Source organism: Nonomuraea helvata (assembly GCF_039535785.1).
GTDB classification, from domain to species: Bacteria; Actinomycetota; Actinomycetes; order Streptosporangiales; family Streptosporangiaceae; genus Nonomuraea; species Nonomuraea helvata.
This window is the reverse complement of sequence record NZ_BAAAXV010000001.1, coordinates 3,215,187-3,232,249: the sequence shown is the minus strand read 5'-3', so window position 1 is coordinate 3,232,249 and position 17,063 is coordinate 3,215,187. Positions and strand designations below refer to the sequence as shown.

Below are 17,063 nucleotides of genomic sequence, written 5' to 3'. Positions count from 1 at the left end.
GAGCGTGCGATGCTGTGCGATCCGGCGGTCTGCACCAGCTCGGGCGAGCCGTTGCCGGACACGCTGATCAACCCCGCCGTGGCCCGAGCTTCCGGCTGCGGACTTCGCCCGGCACCAGGTCACAGCCGAACAGGTGCGAGTCGCCCTTGCCTTTCACGAGATCCGTGCCACGGTGGCCACGATGTGATCGTGCTCAGCGAGATCCTCGCAGGGATCCTTGTACGACCAGTTCGCCCATGTAGGCGTGTATGTCGAGGGCGCTGCCGGCAGGTGAGAGCAGGACGCGAGTCAGGGTTCCAGCCGTGCCGTCAGGAACAGCAACGCCAGCGCGATCATGATCATCGCGGATAGCCCGGCCAGCAGGGCGGCGCCCTCCGCCTGCGTGAGGTGGCGCAGGAGCCGGATGTGGATCATCAGGTGGAGCACGGCGAACGTCAGGTAGGCGGCCAGCGCCGTACGAGCCATGACCCGGCGCGGTACGAGACAGGCCGCGCCTAGGCCGTGTTTCGAAAGATCACGTGTGTGAGGCGTGTCGGTGATCGTTGAACGAAGAGGTCTCCGGTAGGTGGTTCAACGACCAAGAAGAACGAAATACCGGAGACCTCGTGACCAGCGTAGTGGTGACGAGGCGGCACGACCTCACTGATGCGCAGTGGGCGGCGCTGGAGCCGCATCTGCCTGCCGCATCGGGCAAGGGGCGTCCGCCGAAGTGGAGCAAGCGTCAGTTGATCGACGGGATCCGGTGGCGGATCCGGACCGGGGCGCCGTGGCGGGACGTTCCTGCCTGCTACGGCCACTGGTTCACCGTGTATGGCTTGTTCCGGCGCTGGCAGCGGGAGGGGATCTGGGCGCGGATCCTGGCGGCCTTGCAGGCGTGTGCGGACGCCGCCGGGAAGATCGATTGGACGGTGAGCGTGGACTCCACCATCACCCGGGCTCACCAGCACGCGGCCGGAGCACGCCGGGACGGTCACCTGCAAAAGGAACCACCCGGCGGGGTGCACAGCGAGCCGGCCGATCATGGCCTGGGGCGCTCGCGCGGCGGGCTGACCACCAAGACCCATCTGGCTTGCGAGCAGGGCCGCAAGCTGCTGGCTGCGGTGGTGACCGCCGGGCAGCGGGGCGACAGCCCGCAGTTCATACCGGTGCTCGGCAAGATCCGGGTGGCCCGCCTCGGCGGTGGCCGTCCCAGGACCCGCCCGGACCGGGTCCTGGCCGACAAGGCCTACACCAGCAAGGCCAACCGGACTCATCTGCGCCGGCGTGGGATCAAGGCGTGCATTCCGAGCAAGGCCGACCAGGACGCTCACCGGCGAGCCAAGGGATCGAAGGGAGGTCGCCCGCCCGCCTTCGACCCCGCGTTCTACCGGCTGCGTCACGCTGTGGAGTGCGGCATCAACCTGCTCAAAGGCAACCGCGGCATGGCGACCCGTTACGACAAGCTCGCCGTACGCTACGAAGCCGTCGTCATCATCGCTGCGATCAACCAGTGGCTCAATGCCTTATGAAACACGACCTAGCATCATCGTGGTGGCCAGGCTCATCGCGCCGTAGTCCATCATCAGATGGGCGTTGTACGGCATCCGCATGCCCACGAAAGGGACGTCGAAGAACGAGCGGGGCCACAGCAGGGCCCAGCAGCCGACGCCGAACTGGGTCACGGTGAGAAAGGCCAGACCGGCGCGGAGCCGGCGCAGCGCCCGGCGGCGCGTGGTCACCCGTTAGGAACCGGATGGCCGCGCCTAATGTGACAACCGGGCCAAGAAAGTGAGCTTGTCCGGGTTGGCGATGATGCGCAGGCCCGTGACGTGCTCGCCTTCGACGTCCGGGGCCAGCACGCCGATCAGGTCGGTTCCGGCCAGCGCGAGAATCGCGGGATCGCCGTTCACCTCCGACAGCCTCAGTCGCACCTGTCCGGCCGTCATGTTCAGGACGCCGCCTAGGTAGCGCAGCACCCGGGCCAGGCCGGCGATGGGGCGCCTGGCCACGCCGACCCGTCCGCCGCCGTCCACCCACACGGTCGCGTCCTCGGCCAGCAGGCGTTCGAGCCCGGCCAGGTCACCGTCCTCGGCGGCGGCGAGGAAGCGTTCCACCAGGTCGCGGCGGCGCGTCCGGTCGCCGGGCGGGGAGCCGGCGTTCGCCGGCAGCCTCCGGCGGGCGCGGTGGTAGAGCTGGCGCGCGTTCGCCTCGGAGAGCCCGACGACCTCGGCAACCTCCCGGTGGCTGTAGTCGAACGCCTCGCGCAGCACGAACACCGCCCGTTCGACCGGGTTGAGCCGATCCAGCAGCACGAGGAAGGCCAGAGAGACCAAGTCACGGCGCTGGGCGGTATCGAGTGGCCCCAGAGCGCCGTCAGCGGTGGGCACCGGTTCGGGCAGCCATGTGCCGACATAGCTCTCCCGGCGGGACCGCGCGGACGTCAGCCGGTTCAGGCACAGATTGGTGGCGACCTTCGTCAGCCAGGCCGACGCCGATTCGACGGTCCAGTCCTGCGCCCGATGCCAGCGCAGGAACGTGTCCTGAAGCACGTCCTCGGCCTCCTCGGCCGAGCCGAGCAAGCGGTAGGCCAGCCCGAACAGCCGTGCCCGGTGCCGTTCGAACTCCTCGACCGCGTCCACTACCACGCGTACAAGCCTCCCCGGCCGCCCGCCTGACCTGCGATCCGCCTCCCGGCGGCGCCGAGCCCGATTTCGAGGCGGCCATCGGTGAATTGGTCGGTTCCCGCGGCTTCGCGGGCGAGCAGTGCCGGGTTGTAGAACGCGGCGTTGAGTACCAGTGTGTTGAGATGGATGCGTTCGGTATTCTCCGCGGCCAGGACGAGCGCGGGAAAGCAGGGAGGGAGGCCGACATGATCGGCGATACTGATCACGTCGTATCTGGATCGCTCGGCGTCCCGGCACTTGGCGACCCAGACGGCCCTGTCGCCGGGGATGTAGAGGTTCGCTCCGAAGCAAAATTGTCGTGGCACAGTTTTTCCAGGTTTCTTTAGGCGAAATCGCGGCGGCGGAGTCCGGCCATGCCCGCGGTGGCCAGCAGGACGGCGATGAGTGTGAGCGCGAGCAGCGAACCGGGCGACACGGGGTCTCCCGGGTAGACGTGGGCGAATGGCGAGACAGCGAAGACGCCGTGCCCGATCGCGCCGAGCTCCCAGCCCAACTCGATGAGCAGGGTCAGCCCGAGCACGGCCCAGCTGATGGCAATGGCGGCCTTGGGCAGCAATCCGAACAGGGCGGTGGCCAGGCCGGCCAGCACCCAGAGAGCGGGCAGCTTCGCCAGCGTCGCTCCCAGCATGTCGAAGATCACAACGGCATCGCCAGTGGCCAGGCCGTAGCTGAGGCCTGCGGTGAGGCCGAGGGCGAACAGCACGACACCCGGTGCCACCGCGGCGAAGAGAAGGTGGCTGGCGGCCCAGCGCAGGCGGCTGACGCCGGCGACCAGCAACGGGGCAGCCGTGCCGTCGCTTTCCTCGTTGCGGAGCCGTAGCACGATGAGGATCGCGTAGATCGCGATCATCTCGGCCAGGGCGTAGACGAGCAGCCGCATCATCGCGTCGCCGGCGTTCGCGGCGTGCAGCCGGTCCAGCATGGTGACAAAGTCGGGGCTGGTCCCGACGACGCCGCCGACGCTGTCGGCCACGCTGCCCATCAGCAACCCGATGAGCGCGAATCCGAGCACGGTCGCCAGCAGGGTGCCCCGGTGCAGCCGCCAGGCCAGCGCCACCGGGCCGCGCAGCCCGGAGTTCGCAGTCGTGGGGCCGGGCCGGGCGGGTAGCAGGCCCGAGCCGATGTCGCGACGGCTGGACAGGAGGTAGGCCACGGCCACCAGTGCCGCGATGAGCGCCACGCCCAGCAGGAGGACCCCCCACTGCTCACCGGCGAACGGCCGCAGGCGTTCCGACCACCCCAGCGGGGTCAGCCAAAGCAGCCACGACGGATCGCCATCCGCGCCGGCGGCGTCGCCGGCCATCCGCAGCACCATGGCGAGGGCGAAGAACGCGGCGGCGATGCCCGTCGCGGTGCGGGCGCTCGTGGTGAGCTGCGCCGCCGTCGCGGCGGCCGCCGCGACGGCGCACCCGGTGACGGCCAGCGAGGCGGCCAACGCGACGGACCCGGCGATCGGAAGTCCCTGCCCGGCCAGACCGGCGACGATCAGGATCGCGATGAGCAAGTGCGCGCCGAAGCAGACGAGCAGCACCGCGGTCAGTTGCGCGTTTCGCCCGATCGCGCCGGAGTTGAGTAGTTCGGTACGCCCGCTCTCCTCCTCGCGGCGGGTGTGCCGGATCATGATGACGATGCTGAAAATGCCGAACAACAGCGCACCGGCGACGCCGACGCGCCAGGCGGTGAGGCCGCCGACGCTGTCGTCGAGCAGCGCGCCGTAGAACGCGGTCATGGCCGGGTTGCCGCGGATCCCCGAGGCGAAGCTCTCACGGGCGGCCTCGGTGGGGTAGGACTTTGCGAACGTCGAGGCCGTACTGGTGACGAACCCGGCGAGCACCACGATCCAGACGGGCAGGAGCACCCGGTCGCGGCGCAGGATGAGCCGGCTCGTCGTGCCGATCCCGCTCATCGCGCCACTCCTGCCGCCGCGACGGACTCGTCGTGGCGATAGTGCCGCAGGAACAGCTCCTCCAGCGTCGGCGGCTGGGCGACCAGGTCCCGGAGGCCGAGCGCGGACAACCGCGCCATCAGATTGGTGAGCCCGTCGCTGTCCACGCTGCACCGCACCGTGCTCCCGTCGATGTGGAGATCGTGCACGCCCTCCAGCCGGGCCAGGTCTGGGGGAGGCTGAGCCACCGTCGCGGTGACAGTGGTACGGGTCAGGTGGCGCAGTTCGGCCAGCGTCCCTGACTGCTCGGTTCTGCCGCGCCGGATGATGCTCACCCGATCACAGGCGGCCTCGACCTCGGAGAGGATGTGGCTGGACAGCAGTACGGTACGGCCGGCCGCGCGCTGTTCCAGCAGGCTTTCCCGGAACGCCGCCTCCATCAAGGGGTCCAATCCGGCGGTGGGCTCATCGAGGATCAGCAGTTCGACGTTCGCGGCCAGGGCGGCCACGAGGGCGACCTTGCGCCGGTTGCCGGTGGAATAGGTGCGGGCCTTCTTCCGCGGGTCCAACTCGAAACGCTCGATGAGCTCGTTGCGGCGCCGCGCGTCCAGTCCGCCGCGGATCCGGCCGAGCAGGTCGATCACCTCTCCGCCGGAGAGGTTCGGCCACAGCGTGACGTCGCCGGGCACGTATGCCAGCCGGCGGTGCAGGGAGACCGAATCCGCCCACGGATCCGCATCGAGCAGACGGACGGTGCCGGAGTCCGCGCGCAGTAGACCCAGCAGCACCTTGATGGTGGTGGACTTGCCCGCCCCGTTCGGGCCGAGGAACCCGTGCACCTCGCCGGTCTGAACGGTGAGGTGCAAGCCGTCCAGGGCAGGGGCATGCCCGAACGACTTGCGCAGACCTTCGACGCGGATCGCGTCAGTCATGGTCTTTCTTCCCTTCGATGATTTCGTATTCGTCAAGACCGTGTCGCGCCAAAGCGGTGCCCTCGGCCCCTGCGATGGCGGGGGAGACGATGGCCAGGACAGCCCTGCTGATCTCATGCCAGCCGGCGCCGGTCGCGTCGTCGAGGTCGAGTACCCGAGATAGCTGACCGTGCAACATCGTGATGCCGAGCTTCATTGCGGTCAGCGTGCGCACCGGAACGGCAGTCTGGTCGGCGGAACCCTCTCCTTCCTGCGTGCCGAGGTGGCGCTCGGCCACCGCGACCATCTCGTCGAACAGCGCCGCAGCCGCAGGCGTGCCATCCGTGAGCGTGCGGGCCAGGTCGGCCATCACCCGGCGGCGCCGTCCGGTAGGCCTCGGAGATGAAATCGGGATCGGCGATGCGACGCCCGGCGATCCCCTCATCAGCCTCGTTCCGGAGGAATTCCAGCGCGTAGGTGTCACACGCCTGATCGGCGATCATGCGCATCGACGCACCGGCGAAACCCTGCTCGGCGAACTGGATCAGCGCGGCATTTGGGATGTGAGCGCGCGTCGTCAGACCCGCGCTCCCACAGCCCTGTTCCCACCGGGCCACAGGCCTTGACTGTGAGCTTGTATCGCCAACAATACAAACATATTGGAAGCGTGTCGATCGCATCGTTAGTGATGCATGTCACTGCGGGCCTTTCGTGTGCCCAGCAGAGCAGGAGGTGAAGCCGTGATGTAGCGGTGGATCTTGTTGTTCGTAAGCTCGTCGCCGCTTGCCCTCAAAGCGGGAGCGGTTCACGCGATCTCGTCTCGGGAGTCACGGAGCCGCACCTGTCCGCGCGGACCACTTGCGTCATCCACCAGGCTCGAGTGTGCCGACCAGATAACGCTGGATGGTCGGCCCCACCCAGGCGACGAGCTCATCTTCATCATCGGCGGAAACGCCAGCACGAACCGGCACAACGCCACGCCTAGGATCTGGCTCGAGGCCAGACTCGCACGCTTTGCGGCTTCCAGCGAGTTGCTGGTGAGCGCACTTGCGACGGGGATCAACTGAGCGGTGAAGATGGAGCGCATGCGCTCAGCCACGGCCTGATTGGTGCTTCCCACCCTCAGGAGGATTTGAAGCGTCTCATCACCCTCCCAACGGTCCAAGAAGACTTCGACGAGAGTGGCGCCGATCTCCCCTCGGGGTATCGGCCGAGGGGGCAGTACGCGCGTGCTACCACGCTCGCCGACGGGGCCGTCTTGGACGCCATCGGCCCCATGGGATGGGTGCACATGGCCTGTACCCGCGCCATGGTTGCGATGGCGCACAGCCACCCGTAGATCGCCGGTCAAGAGACCAAGCGGTGTCTCGGAGGAGCTGGCGGGTGATAGCTTGCTCCTGCGGCACCAGACTGAGATCCGCCATGCGGGCCGCGTACGGCTCAAGGCCGACGGTACCCTTGTCACCAGCGAATAGGTGCAGGTCCTCGACCGATACCCCGGCTTACCGGCTAACGATGAGGCGTCCGCCGAGCGCTACTTCCTGCGGTAGAGAGAAGCGACATCGATACCGCGACAATCCGGATTGTGCCGTCCACCGACAGTACCTCTTGTCACAGCGGGCGCAATCTGAGGCGATGTTCAGGCAAAGCGGCGTGCGATGTCGTGGGCCAGCAGGTTGGCTCGGGGAGACCGCTGGTAGCAGACTTGGTGTCCGTGGCGGACCCGGGTCACCAGACCTGCGTGCAGCAGCCGAGCGAGATGGTAGGAGACGGTCGACGGGGTCAGGTGAAGTTCCGCGGCCAGATCGGTGGTGGTGCGGGGCCGGTCCAGGGCGCGCAGCAGCCGGAGCCGCGTGAGGCCCAGCACCTCGCCGAGCCCGTCGTCCGCCTCGTCCGAAACCGAGTCGCGTCTGAGCGCCGGGTATACGAGACGCAGGCCGGGCCTGCTGTACGGGCGCTCGACCAGGTAGCACCGCTGGGCCAGGGTCGCCGGGACGAGAGTGATGGGCTGGTCGCAGTTGATGTCCAGATCGGCTTGGCCGGGGATGTGCAGCGTTTGGTCCCGGTAGGTGACCGTCGGGTGGAGTGAGGTAAGTGTACGGCCCAGCCCTTCCCTGGCCATGACGCCGGCGCGACGGTCGATGTCGGCCTGGGCGCGGTCTTCGATCTCGCGCCAATGGGGTGCCAGGCACATCTGGTAGAACGTCTCTGTTTCGGAGGCCAGCCGCCGCCGGTAGGTTCCCTTCCACATCTGGGTGTCTCCGAGGCAGGAATGCGGCGACCAGCTCAGCGCGCCGTCAAGGATCTGCAGCTCCTCCCGGATCTCCGGAACTGCAGGCACCGAAGTCGGCTCGCTGGGGGGTTGGGGGAGGTGCGGGCGCTCGCCGTACCGTCCGAGCCCTGACAGCGCGGGAAGACGTCCCCACACATGAGAGTCGCGGGCCGCTCTCCCCCACGGCTCCTCTCCCCACGGGTACGGCGGGGCGAGCCACCGGTATTGGACCGCGACCGCGGTCTCCACCCCGAGCGACACCGTGAACCTTGCCGATTCCAAAGCCTGAGCACCCAGCCGTACCCGGATCATCGACACCCCCGCCAGGTTTCGCCCAACTTTCGAATCTCTTCGAATCACCTGTACGGCCCACCATAGCGATCACTTCAATCGGTACCGCACGAGGGTCCGAAACCTCGCCCCCCCACAGACCTGTGGCGCGCACACGGTGTGCCCGCCTCATTTCACCAGGGAGAAACGATGAAGAACCTTCTCGTCATGGCGACGGCCGGTGCGCTGCTTGCGATCCCCACCGGCACTGCCCAGGCCACAGCTTCCACCGAGGTGTCCACTCAGGCCGGCTCCACGGATGTGTCCATGCAGGACGTGCACCGGGCCAGCATCGACTGCTCCCGTCCGAAGGGCAAGACGACCAACTACTCGTGGGGCGATGGCGCAACCAGCGTGACCGTCTACTTCAACAACCATTGTTCGCACCGAGTGAGTGCGAAGCTTCACATCAAGAGCGCATTCGGCGACTACACCAAGTGCCTGCGGACCAATGGTGGCACCGAAGGCAGGAAGAAGTTCGATATCGGCCTCGCCGGAACCCTGACCGGCATCTCCAAGGGCTGCTGACCTTTCGCAATCATTCCGGGCCCTGGATGTTCCACGTCACTCAAGATGGTGATCTAGTGCCCTGAGTCGGAAATTCGTCGACAATATGAGGCAAGGGCATCGAGGATTTCTTCGGAGTCTTGGTCCAAGTGAAGGGCCTGGGATCCTCGTTCCACGAGGCGATCCAGACCCGGATGTCCTTCTCCAACGCCTGCAGGGTCTTGTGAACTCCGTGTCGCAGCTGCTTGGCCGTCAGCTCTGCGAACCAGCGTTCGTCGGGTAGCCGGAGCGCGTTACCGCGCCCCGGCCCCCTCAGAACCGGCCGTGCCCGCTTTCCAGGCAACCGGCTCGAGCAAGCCCTGAAGGTTCGAGGCCGTGCGGAAGTGCCGGGTTGGTGTCGTCGCCGAGTCGGCGCCAGCAGTGGGCATGTATGAGACGTGTTGCGGCGTGTTCGTCCGGGTTTCCGAGCTCCACGGCGGTAGCGATCGCCTGTTTGCGGATCGCTGTGCGCGTGGCCGTGAGCCACTGCTGCCACTCGATCGGGCTCTGTGGCTCATGGTCAGCGTGCAGCAGTAGGCCCCGGCAGAGCGGACATCGGGCCGCCCTGTTGGCGAAGAAGCCGCCACGTTGCGGCGTCCACTGGGGCCCTGGCACGGCGGCGCCGCTCGGTAGTCGATCAGAGTCGGGTCATCGGGAGAGGTCCGACCTGCGACCATCCGGTGCCGGACGACTTTCGTCCAGGCGAACTTGCGCAGGTAGAAGCCAGTTTCCTGACTCCCGAACACCCATTTGTCGCGCCTGGCGGTGTTGAACATGCCGAAGTACCGGGCGATGATCCAGCGCTTCGGCTTGTTCGGGTGGGAGATCTTGGCCCACTTATAGACCAGTCTCCACAGGTGGGCGTCCAACGCGCCGAACGCGCGTTTCCTGGCGGCATCAGGGTCGAGGCCGAGCATCCCAAGGAACTGCTCCGCCTCATGGGTGACGCCGAACGGGCGCAGTGGAAGGCCCAGACCGCCGCTACCGGTCACGATGGGCAAGCGATTCGTCCCCAAGGAAATCCCGTCGGCCCTCGGAAGAGGGCGGCCGGATGATGATGCGAGGTGTGGATGCGCGGGCTGCTGTATCAGGCAGGCGCGTCGGGCCAGGTCTGGCGGACTCCGCTGCCTCGCGCTCCCGGCTCTCCTCGCCGTCTATAGGGCGAACAACGCCCTGCCCGCTCAAGGGTCAACGATGGACGCCGGTGTTGTGCTCGCCTACCTCAACATCCCGCTGGGATCCCGCAGTACGTCGGCATCTTGCCGCGCTGACGCTCGGCCACCGCTTACCGCTCCACCCCACGGCACGAGACAGTCCAACGCGTGTGGAGAAAGCAGATGGAGAGCGACACCCGACGGCTACCGCAGTCGGTTGAACCGGCAGCCGCCGATCTGGAGTGGGAGCCGTACAACACCGCCAGAGGGGGACCCTTCGCATTGCGTCCACAGCGTGCTGCGGCGGTTCCTGCGCGGTTGGGCCGGGTATTTCCGCTACGGACACTCAGCCCAGTGCCTCAGCAAGATCAGGCGATACGCCCAGATGCGGCTGGCGCACTTCATACGACGGCGTCACCGCCGCAGCATGGCGTTCGGTTGGTGGGTGCTGACCCGCTCCCAACCGGTCGATCTGGGACTGATCAGCTTGTATGGAATCGTCGTCGCACCCAGGGCCGGTAAGCCCTGGCGGGAAAGACCGAATGCCGGCGGTGAACGACGTCGGTGAGCCGTGTGCGGGAGAACCGCATGCACGGTTCGACGGGCGCGAGCTGGAAATGGAACGGCCTGGCCACGGTCATTGGGGAAAGCACAGCCGACTGGGAAACCGGCGGAAGACAGGCCCCGAGCCCTACCGCCATCAGCCGCCACCGCGCCAGTTCCCGACTCTACAACGAAATGAGTTGCTTGTAGCCCGTCTCAAGGGAGGGCTCGAGGTCGTGTGTGCGCTACTCGGCTCTATGGCGGACGGCTGCAAGTAGGCGCCGTATGGCAACTGCGTGGCCGCCCGTCTCGATGACGAGCCGTCGGTAGAGGCCGCCGGCCAGGCCGGGGAAGGCGGCTCGGCTCTCGGCGTGCATCCGCGACCGACCCGGACTGACTGGTTCGATGCGAAAGATCAGGGCGTAAGACGAGAAGTGATGGCGTCCCTGAAGGACCAACTCGCGTCCCGGGACCGCAGCGACTACCCGAAACCCGGGAAGCGTTGAGCCCTCGGCAAGGGGGCGTGGCCCGGACGCCGTGTAGTCGGCGGCCCGAACGAGTCTCGCGTAGCTGGCCACACCGGGACGGGAGGAGGATCGGTCCAGTGTTTCAACCAGACTGCGCCAGACGGCGTCGCCCCCCGCAGCAATGACCATCGCGTGCTCGTCAATGAACGGCAGTGTAGCGATCTGCATCGAAGCCTCCCGCTGACTTCCACGCACTGTGGAAGGGTTCCATGCAAACAGTAGAAGGCACGGCAAGGCCAGCACAGCGCGACCCCGGCTTTCGCGCTCAGCCAGTGTCGGGTAGCGGCGTCACGTTGCCGTGCCGCCGCCCCTCAGAACCGGGCGAGCGGGCTTTCCCCGCACCACGGCTCAAGCAAGCTCCACGCGGCGTACCCGTTCGCCCGCTCCGCGGGCGCTAGCCGCTCCCCGCGAATGGCGCGCGTGCACCATGAGCTTGTTGGCAACCGCAATGGCGGCAGAACCGCTGGCTAAGAGCCATCCGCCTGCTCCAGGCAGACGTTTACATGAGGCAATTCGAGTCTCGTCGCAACGTCGTGGTCAGGTCGCGGGCTTTGGCGCTGCTGATGGCCAACTGGCGGCGAAGGTTGTCGGCGGAGATGGGCCGGCCGTGTTCCGCGCGGTGTGCGTCGTCGATCCGCCGGGCCCGTTCCAGTAGCGCCGCGTGGGATTCAGCACTTGTGTGATCAGATCGGCGGGTGTCTCTGCGCCGCTCTGGCTCCTCACCAGGGGTGCGATCCATGCTGGGACATTGAGCATGAGTGCGAGGTGCCAGATGTTGCCGAAGCTGAAGGCGAAGGTCAGCAGGGCGATCAGCGCCATCACCGCGGTCACGGTGCGGGCCGCGAAGACCTCGACCGCCGGCGCGGTCGCTTGACCTTCAACGTTGAGAGGCGGGCAATCCTCTTGGGCGACAGCAGCGCTCGTGGTTCCGAGAGGGTTTCTGGATTGGTGGTTCGTGAGTTCCTTCAAGAGGTTTGCCCTCCCTACAGGGCGAGATCAAGGTTGTTATGGATGTCGTGGACCCGCAACGCCTGAATTGGGGATTCGGCGGCCGGTCGATCAGTCATGGAAGACTGATTCGCTCGGCCACCGCGAGCTTCCTTAGCCGCATCGTTGCTGGTAGGGGCAGCGCAGATGTGGTGGGGTTCGTGCAGGGGGCACTCGATCTTGACCAGCGGTTCCGGCCGCTGACCAGGGCAAACATCGCAGTTACGGGCGGGTCTCCAACCTCACGGAGTCCCGCCCGTTCTCGTTGTCGCTCGCTGTTGTGGGCCGCTTTCAGCGACCTCATCAGAGCCTTGATGTCGAGGCGCCTGACGAGCCTCACGGCCTCCGAGCACCCGCAACTGCTCGGAGGCCCGGCACTTGCATGCCAGAGCACGATGTGACGTCAGGACCTGAACGACGGCCGGTTCATCGGCAGCCTCCTCACTGCGATCCGCCCCGAAGCGCAACCGTGCCTCGCACAACGCCCCTCACAGAGACCGCCTGCAGGAATCTCTCTTACGATCTTCAGGATGACTGCCGCCGCCGGTGGCCGGTAGCACGCCGAGCAGTTGCTGCGTAGCCAGCAGCACCGCCCGGTCAGCTTCAAGGCTTATCGACAGGTGTGCGAGGACCGCAGGCTACTGCTGGCCGTCATCGTGGTTGAAGACCTCGAACAGTTCCCGTTGGAGTTTCTCGGGGGCATTGGCCAGGTTCCCGGTCAGGATCGGCAGCCGATCGAGCAAGTCCTCGGCGTGCTCATGTTCGGGCGGACTGGCCTCGAGTTCAGCGAGGCGGTCGGCTTTGGCGCGGCGGTCGGACTGCAACTCGATGAAGCGGCTGTTCAGCTTCTGTGCCAGCACGGGGTTGAGGTCGGACTCCTCGAACTGCCGGGTCAGTCGCTCGATCCGCGCGTCCAGGTCGGCCAGAGTCCGACTGACCGCATCACCTCGATGGGCAGGTGAGCGAGGTCAGGATGCTGAGCGGCCAAGAGTCGCCGTACGAGATCCGGAGAGATGTCCATCCCGGCAGCCGGCATGCGATGAGGACCCGCCCCGGGACCTTAGCGGACCCCGCGCCGGCCCTCTGGCAGAGGATCGCCTCCGCGCGCTTTCATTTTCAGGGGATTGACACCGCAGCGCCTTCGGATGGAATCCCGACCGTCGGCAGGGTGGGCCGCGGGCGGTTGACCGTCCGCGGCCCGGTAGGACCTCACATCAGCTGCGCAGGCTCCACTGCTGGTTGCTGCCGCCGTTGCACGACCACAGAATGATCTTCGTTCCGTTGGCGGTGCCGCCGCCGTTGGCGTCCAGGCACAATCCGGACTGCACACCGGTGATGGTGCCGTTGGAATTGAGGTTCCACTGCTGGTTGGTCTGTCCGTTGCAGTCCCAGATCACCACTTGGGTGCCGTTCGAGGTGCCCCGGTTGTAGGCGTCCAGGCACTTGTTGCCGAACACCTGCAGCTGCTTGCCCGACGTGTACGTCCACCGCTGGTTGGTCTGTCCGTTGCAGTCCCACAGCTGCGCCTGGGCGCCGTTGGTCGCAGTGCCGCCGCTGACGTCCGCGCATCGACCCGACTGGCCGCCCACGATCGTGACGTTCTGCTGGCTGCTCCCGCCGTTTCCTTGCCTGACGAGCGATTTCGACTCAGCCGACCGATTCCCCTGGGCGTCCACGACGTAGAGCCGATACTCACCGGTCGCCGGCGGAACGGCAATGGAGGTCGCGGTTCCGCTTGCCCGGGTCATCGTGTTGCCGACGACGAAGGAGGTCGTGCCCGAGGGGGCCAGCCAGACCGTCTTGCTCGCATCGCCGGTGCTGCGGATGGGGATCGATGTCACGCCGGCGCCGACGAAGGTGCTGGCGGGCAGGACGTAATCCGGCAGAGAAAGATTGCTCTGAGGGATGATGTTCCTGTACGCGTCCTCGAGTCCGGAGTTCACGGCTATGCCATAGGCCTGCGACGGCCAGACGTAGTCGGAGGATACGAGGATGTCCTGGACCGTGCTGTTCGGCAGGTTCTTGTTGGAAACTTTGTTGATCGGGCCGTAGGTCTGCGTGATGCTCAGATCATGCTTACGCCCGAAGTCGTCGGAGTTGATGAGCCACGTGACATTCTTGTCCACGCTCAGGACGTTGTCGCGGAAGGTTATGAACGCTGAGCCTTCGTCCGGGTGGAGTCCGTACTTGTGACCGGCCGGGACGCCCTGCAGATAGTTGTTGTTGATCGTGGTTCCCGGCTGGCTGCCCAGCGTGTAGATGGGAGCCGTATCGCCCAGGCGCTGCACCGTGTCGATGATGTGGTTGTAGCTGATGTTGTTGTTCTTCGCCGTGGTGGCCGGCCGGTTGGGCTGGATCGAGCCTGACGATCCGTCGAAGTTCCACCACCCCCAGCCGAGCGTTATGCCGGACCACGGGGCTTTCTCGACGCGATTGTGCTGGATGGTCAAGCTGTCGGCGAAGTACGCCGAGATGGGGCTGTGCCCGTTGAACAGAACAGCGCTGTCGTAGATGTAGTTGTTCTTTATCTCGATGTTCTTGGGCGCTCCTTCGACCTGAGCGGGATACTTCTCGTGATTCGTCGCGGTGTGGTCCCCGATGTAGACATGCTGGGGATGGCCGACGACGATAGCGGATCCGGCGATGTCGTTGGTGTAGTTTCCGATCAACTGCGAGTTCACCACGTCGTTGGCCATGGTGATTCCGTCGACGCCGGTGTGCTGTATCCGGTTGTTCTGCAGGACGAGGCCGTCGGCGTTGTCGATCTGAATGATGCCGGGCGCTATGTCGACATTGCGGTAGTAATAGACGTGGAAGTTCTGCTTGGCATATGCGAGTGCGCCGAGATTGCCCTGCTGGGCTTGTTTGAACGCCGAGCCATCCACGTTGAACAGGTTCCAGTCGGAGTGCTGGACCGTGAGGCCGGAGAATGTGATGTTCCGGACGCGAGAACTGGTGGAGGCGCCGGCGACCCTGAGAAGGGTGGACACATTGTTCGGCGCGAAAACCGTCGCCGTCGCCATGTCTTCGGAGGCTGCCTTGTAGTAGTACAACGTCCGGCTCGTCTTGTCGAAGTAGAACTCGCCCGGCGTGTCCAGGAACTCGTAGGCGTTCATGACCTTGTGGGTGCCGCCGACCTGGGCATTCCCGTTGAAGGCGCCTTGGGCGATGGCCGCTCCCGGCTGCTGGAACTGAGCTATACGGTTCGTGCCGTCAGAGGTGACCTGCCGGACTCCCACGATGGCCGTGGTCCAGGTCGTCGCCGTCTCTATTTCGATGTCGTCTTGGTTGGCGGCGATAGCGGGGAAATCGCCCAGACTGTACTTCGCTCCCGCGCACTGCGATCCCGATTCCCACGCCCAGGACGCCTGTCCGGCCGTGACGGTGTAATTTCCGTAGCACCCCTGCGAGTTTATCGTCTTCGAAGCCATGTACGCTCGCTTGTCGTTTACATAGAGCGCACGGAGCTTGTTGCTGCGATTCAGCGAGGCTTTCCAGATGTCACCGCTGTGCTGCGTCCATCCGGTTACCTGAACACCGCCGCTGAGGATTGGCGTCTCGTTCTGGTATGCCGCGTACACGACCCGGAATCCGTTCGTTCCGGAGTCGGCCGGCGTGAAGTCGATCGTGCTGCCGACCGGATAGTTGCCCCCGCGGAGATACACGTAGATGTCGCCTGTCATGTCGGCGTTCACCGTGCGAACGACGTCCCTCGCGCGCTGCAGGGTTCGGAACGGTGACGTGATCGTTCCCGGGTTGGCGTCGTTGCCGTCGGGGGCGACATAGTAGGTTGCCTGGGCCGCCGCCGAGGCCGAGGCATTACCTGTGAACGTCGGCAGCAACACCGCGGCAACGAACACCGCAAGCGCCGCTAACGCCTTCCCAGTGGCGGGTAGGGCTGGTATCACACTCTGTTCCTTTCGCTGGTTCCGAGAAGAGTTTCGCCGCGAAATCACCCCGCCTCAGCAGAGCTCATCGGGGTGTGTGCCTTTGCGCGGGCGTGGCGCCTTGTCTTGCCGTTGCGGACATCGATCGGAGGCCGCGCACCTTTCCGGGCCGAGGGGCCGGCCGCCCTCACGCCATGCGCGGCAATGCCGTAGCGCGTGGGCCTCGGCGGGCTCGTCGTCGGGAACGCCGAATGTCCTTACCGCCGGATGAGCGGCGCCGGCCGTCTTGCGCACCGAGCATTCGTCACAGGCGGCTCATGGGCTCTGCAGTACGCGAAGGACGAGTCTGCCGGTGCTGAAGGAGTCCTGGCCGTCCGCTCCGGCCCCGCGCTGACGAGGGTCACGCCGCCGGGGCGCGAGGTCTCCTCATAACACGCCCTAAGAATCCGTGGCAGACGTGCCGTTACGGTATGTAACGTATGACGTATGCCGACTGATGTTTAGGAGTAATGTCGCATTAACATGGGTGTCTCGCAATAGTCGATGGAGCGCCGGAAGGCGCACCTCTTCGTCCACCCCCAGCGCCGCGACGCCGGGCGATCTTTCGCCCATAGTGGACTTCCCGCGGGTCGCGGTGGGACGCCGCCGGTCATGCGTACGGGGCCACCTGGCAGCTCTTGGTCCGATCTGCCAGGTCAGGGCCGATGTCTCCGGCTCCGCGCCGGTTGCCGGCGGCCCGGCGCAATCCGCCATGCGGTGCCCGCGGCGCACCGGATCTCTGCTGGATCAGCCGAGTTCCGGGCAGGTTGAGAGAGGAAACCGCCTATCTCAGCAGTGGTGGCTCACTTTGCCGATGAAACTTTCATGAGCAATGTGAGACAGCTGGGTGCCTTACTGGCACCCGGTCCCCGTCCCCGGCCTCAGGCCGGCAGGCGACGAGGCTACGCCGATAAACACGGAGAACCGAAGACGCTTGCGATCGGCACGGGCCGTTGCTTGCATGCTGGGCTCCGGGCCCGCGCCGACGCGGTCTCGCTGTCACACGGTGGTGAGCTGCCATTCCTGGTTGGGGCCGCCGTTCTCGGGCCATTGGATGATCCGGGTGCCGTCGGCAGTGGAGCCGGCTTCGACGTCCGCGCTAGCGCCCCGTCACCGTTGATCCGATAATCGGGCATCTTGGTCAGCAAGGCGGTCCAGCGTTGCACGCTTTGGCCTGGGCCCTGCTCGATGGGGAGTGTCAACCGCATTGTCCACCTCTTGCGGCCCTGACCGGTGGAATCGAGGCTCATCACAGCCATGAACACGCACCCTGTCCACTTCGGTGATGAAGTGCAGGCGCTTGGTCAGGCTCTCGTCAC

Annotated in this window: 16 protein-coding genes and 1 pseudogene; 4 read left to right on the top strand and 13 right to left on the bottom strand. The window is 66.1% G+C overall.

The window, feature by feature from the left end:
- Window positions 1–288: 288 nt before the first annotated feature.
- Window positions 289–465: a hypothetical protein gene (locus tag ABD830_RS15030; protein ID WP_344987417.1), complete on the bottom strand. Its 177-nt coding sequence runs from the start codon at window positions 463–465 to the stop codon at window positions 289–291.
- A 155-nt stretch (window positions 466–620) separates the two neighbouring features.
- Here ABD830_RS15030 and ABD830_RS15025 point away from each other — a divergent pair, with 155 nt between their 5' ends.
- Window positions 621–1,508 carry an IS5 family transposase gene (locus ABD830_RS15025; protein ID WP_378521066.1) on the top strand — a complete coding sequence of 296 codons (888 nt, stop codon included), beginning with the start codon at window positions 621–623 and terminating at the stop codon, window positions 1,506–1,508.
- Here the strand turns inward: ABD830_RS15025 and ABD830_RS15020 are convergent.
- From ABD830_RS15020 to ABD830_RS14990, 8 genes are all read right to left on the bottom strand, one after another.
- Window positions 1,503–1,718: a hypothetical protein gene (locus tag ABD830_RS15020; protein ID WP_344987416.1), complete on the bottom strand. Its 216-nt coding sequence runs from the start codon at window positions 1,716–1,718 to the stop codon at window positions 1,503–1,505. The genes ABD830_RS15025 and ABD830_RS15020 overlap by 6 nt on opposite strands.
- A gap of 24 nt (window positions 1,719–1,742) precedes the next feature.
- Window positions 1,743–2,624 carry an RNA polymerase sigma-70 factor gene (locus tag ABD830_RS15015; protein ID WP_344987415.1) on the bottom strand — a complete coding sequence of 294 codons (882 nt, stop codon included), beginning with the start codon at window positions 2,622–2,624 and terminating at the stop codon, window positions 1,743–1,745.
- Window positions 2,618–2,968 carry an LLM class flavin-dependent oxidoreductase gene (locus ABD830_RS15010; RefSeq protein WP_344987414.1) on the bottom strand — a complete coding sequence of 117 codons (351 nt, stop codon included), beginning with the start codon at window positions 2,966–2,968 and terminating at the stop codon, window positions 2,618–2,620. The genes ABD830_RS15015 and ABD830_RS15010 overlap by 7 nt, the downstream gene beginning before the upstream one ends.
- A gap of 17 nt (window positions 2,969–2,985) precedes the next feature.
- Window positions 2,986–4,569 (bottom strand): ABC transporter permease, encoded by a 1,584-nt coding sequence (locus ABD830_RS15005; RefSeq protein WP_344987413.1) that lies wholly within the window; start codon window positions 4,567–4,569, stop codon window positions 2,986–2,988.
- Entirely contained in the window at window positions 4,566–5,480 is a 915-nt protein-coding gene (locus tag ABD830_RS15000; protein ID WP_344987412.1) for an ABC transporter ATP-binding protein, read from the bottom strand. Before ABD830_RS15000 ends, ABD830_RS15005 begins: the two co-directional genes overlap by 4 nt.
- Entirely contained in the window at window positions 5,473–5,829 is a 357-nt protein-coding gene (locus ABD830_RS14995; RefSeq protein WP_344987681.1) for a hypothetical protein, read from the bottom strand. Before ABD830_RS14995 ends, ABD830_RS15000 begins: the two co-directional genes overlap by 8 nt.
- Window positions 5,830–6,264: 435 nt before the next feature.
- Window positions 6,265–6,750, bottom strand: coding sequence for a TetR/AcrR family transcriptional regulator (locus tag ABD830_RS54200; protein ID WP_378521025.1), 486 nt, complete (start codon window positions 6,748–6,750; stop codon window positions 6,265–6,267).
- Window positions 6,751–7,098: 348 nt separating this feature from the next.
- On the bottom strand, window positions 7,099–8,013 hold the full coding sequence (locus tag ABD830_RS14990; RefSeq protein WP_344987411.1) for an ArsR/SmtB family transcription factor: 915 nt from the start codon (window positions 8,011–8,013) through the stop codon (window positions 7,099–7,101).
- Between the two features lie 198 nt (window positions 8,014–8,211).
- Here ABD830_RS14990 and ABD830_RS14985 point away from each other — a divergent pair, with 198 nt between their 5' ends.
- The gene (locus ABD830_RS14985; RefSeq protein WP_344987410.1) at window positions 8,212–8,589 is read left to right on the top strand and encodes a hypothetical protein; all 378 of its coding nucleotides are present in this window, start codon (window positions 8,212–8,214) and stop codon (window positions 8,587–8,589) included.
- 272 nt (window positions 8,590–8,861) lie between these two features.
- Here the strand turns inward: ABD830_RS14985 and ABD830_RS14980 are convergent, their stop codons facing one another.
- Window positions 8,862–9,608 carry a hypothetical protein gene (locus ABD830_RS14980; RefSeq protein WP_344987409.1) on the bottom strand — a complete coding sequence of 249 codons (747 nt, stop codon included), beginning with the start codon at window positions 9,606–9,608 and terminating at the stop codon, window positions 8,862–8,864.
- Here ABD830_RS14980 and ABD830_RS14975 point away from each other — a divergent pair.
- Window positions 9,601–10,329: a group II intron maturase-specific domain-containing protein gene (locus ABD830_RS14975; RefSeq protein ID WP_344987408.1), complete on the top strand. Its 729-nt coding sequence runs from the start codon at window positions 9,601–9,603 to the stop codon at window positions 10,327–10,329. The two genes, ABD830_RS14980 and ABD830_RS14975, sit on opposite strands and share 8 nt — an antisense overlap.
- A 1,039-nt stretch (window positions 10,330–11,368) precedes the next feature.
- Here ABD830_RS14975 and ABD830_RS14970 read toward each other — a convergent pair.
- Window positions 11,369–11,800 (bottom strand): hypothetical protein, encoded by a 432-nt coding sequence (locus tag ABD830_RS14970; protein WP_344987407.1) that lies wholly within the window; start codon window positions 11,798–11,800, stop codon window positions 11,369–11,371.
- Window positions 11,801–12,387: 587 nt separating this feature from the next.
- On the opposite strand from ABD830_RS14970, the gene ABD830_RS14965 reads away from it, so the two are divergent.
- Window positions 12,388–12,780: a hypothetical protein gene (locus ABD830_RS14965; protein ID WP_344987406.1), complete on the top strand. Its 393-nt coding sequence runs from the start codon at window positions 12,388–12,390 to the stop codon at window positions 12,778–12,780.
- A 252-nt stretch (window positions 12,781–13,032) separates the two neighbouring features.
- Here ABD830_RS14965 and ABD830_RS14960 read toward each other — a convergent pair whose 3' ends face one another.
- Entirely contained in the window at window positions 13,033–15,678 is a 2,646-nt protein-coding gene (locus tag ABD830_RS14960; RefSeq protein WP_344987404.1) for an RICIN domain-containing protein, read from the bottom strand.
- A gap of 1,065 nt (window positions 15,679–16,743) precedes the next feature.
- Window positions 16,744–16,833 (bottom strand): annotated as a pseudogene (locus ABD830_RS54195) (RICIN domain-containing protein); the annotation flags it as partial.
- Window positions 16,834–17,063 lie beyond the last annotated feature (230 nt).

What these genes read in the sequence shown, in the direction of transcription:
- ABD830_RS15005 (WP_344987413.1), bottom strand. Translation starts at nt 4,569, where the DNA reads ATGAGCGGGATCGGCACGACGAGCCGGCTCATCCTGCGCCGCGACCGG.
- ABD830_RS15030 (WP_344987417.1), bottom strand. Translation starts at nt 465, where the DNA reads ATGGCTCGTACGGCGCTGGCCGCCTACCTGACGTTCGCCGTGCTCCAC.
- ABD830_RS14985 (WP_344987410.1), top strand. Translation starts at nt 8,212, where the DNA reads ATGAAGAACCTTCTCGTCATGGCGACGGCCGGTGCGCTGCTTGCGATC.
- ABD830_RS14995 (WP_344987681.1), bottom strand. Translation starts at nt 5,829, where the DNA reads ATGGCCGACCTGGCCCGCACGCTCACGGATGGCACGCCTGCGGCTGCG.
- ABD830_RS14975 (WP_344987408.1), top strand. Translation starts at nt 9,601, where the DNA reads ATGGGCAAGCGATTCGTCCCCAAGGAAATCCCGTCGGCCCTCGGAAGA.
- ABD830_RS15000 (WP_344987412.1), bottom strand. Translation starts at nt 5,480, where the DNA reads ATGACTGACGCGATCCGCGTCGAAGGTCTGCGCAAGTCGTTCGGGCAT.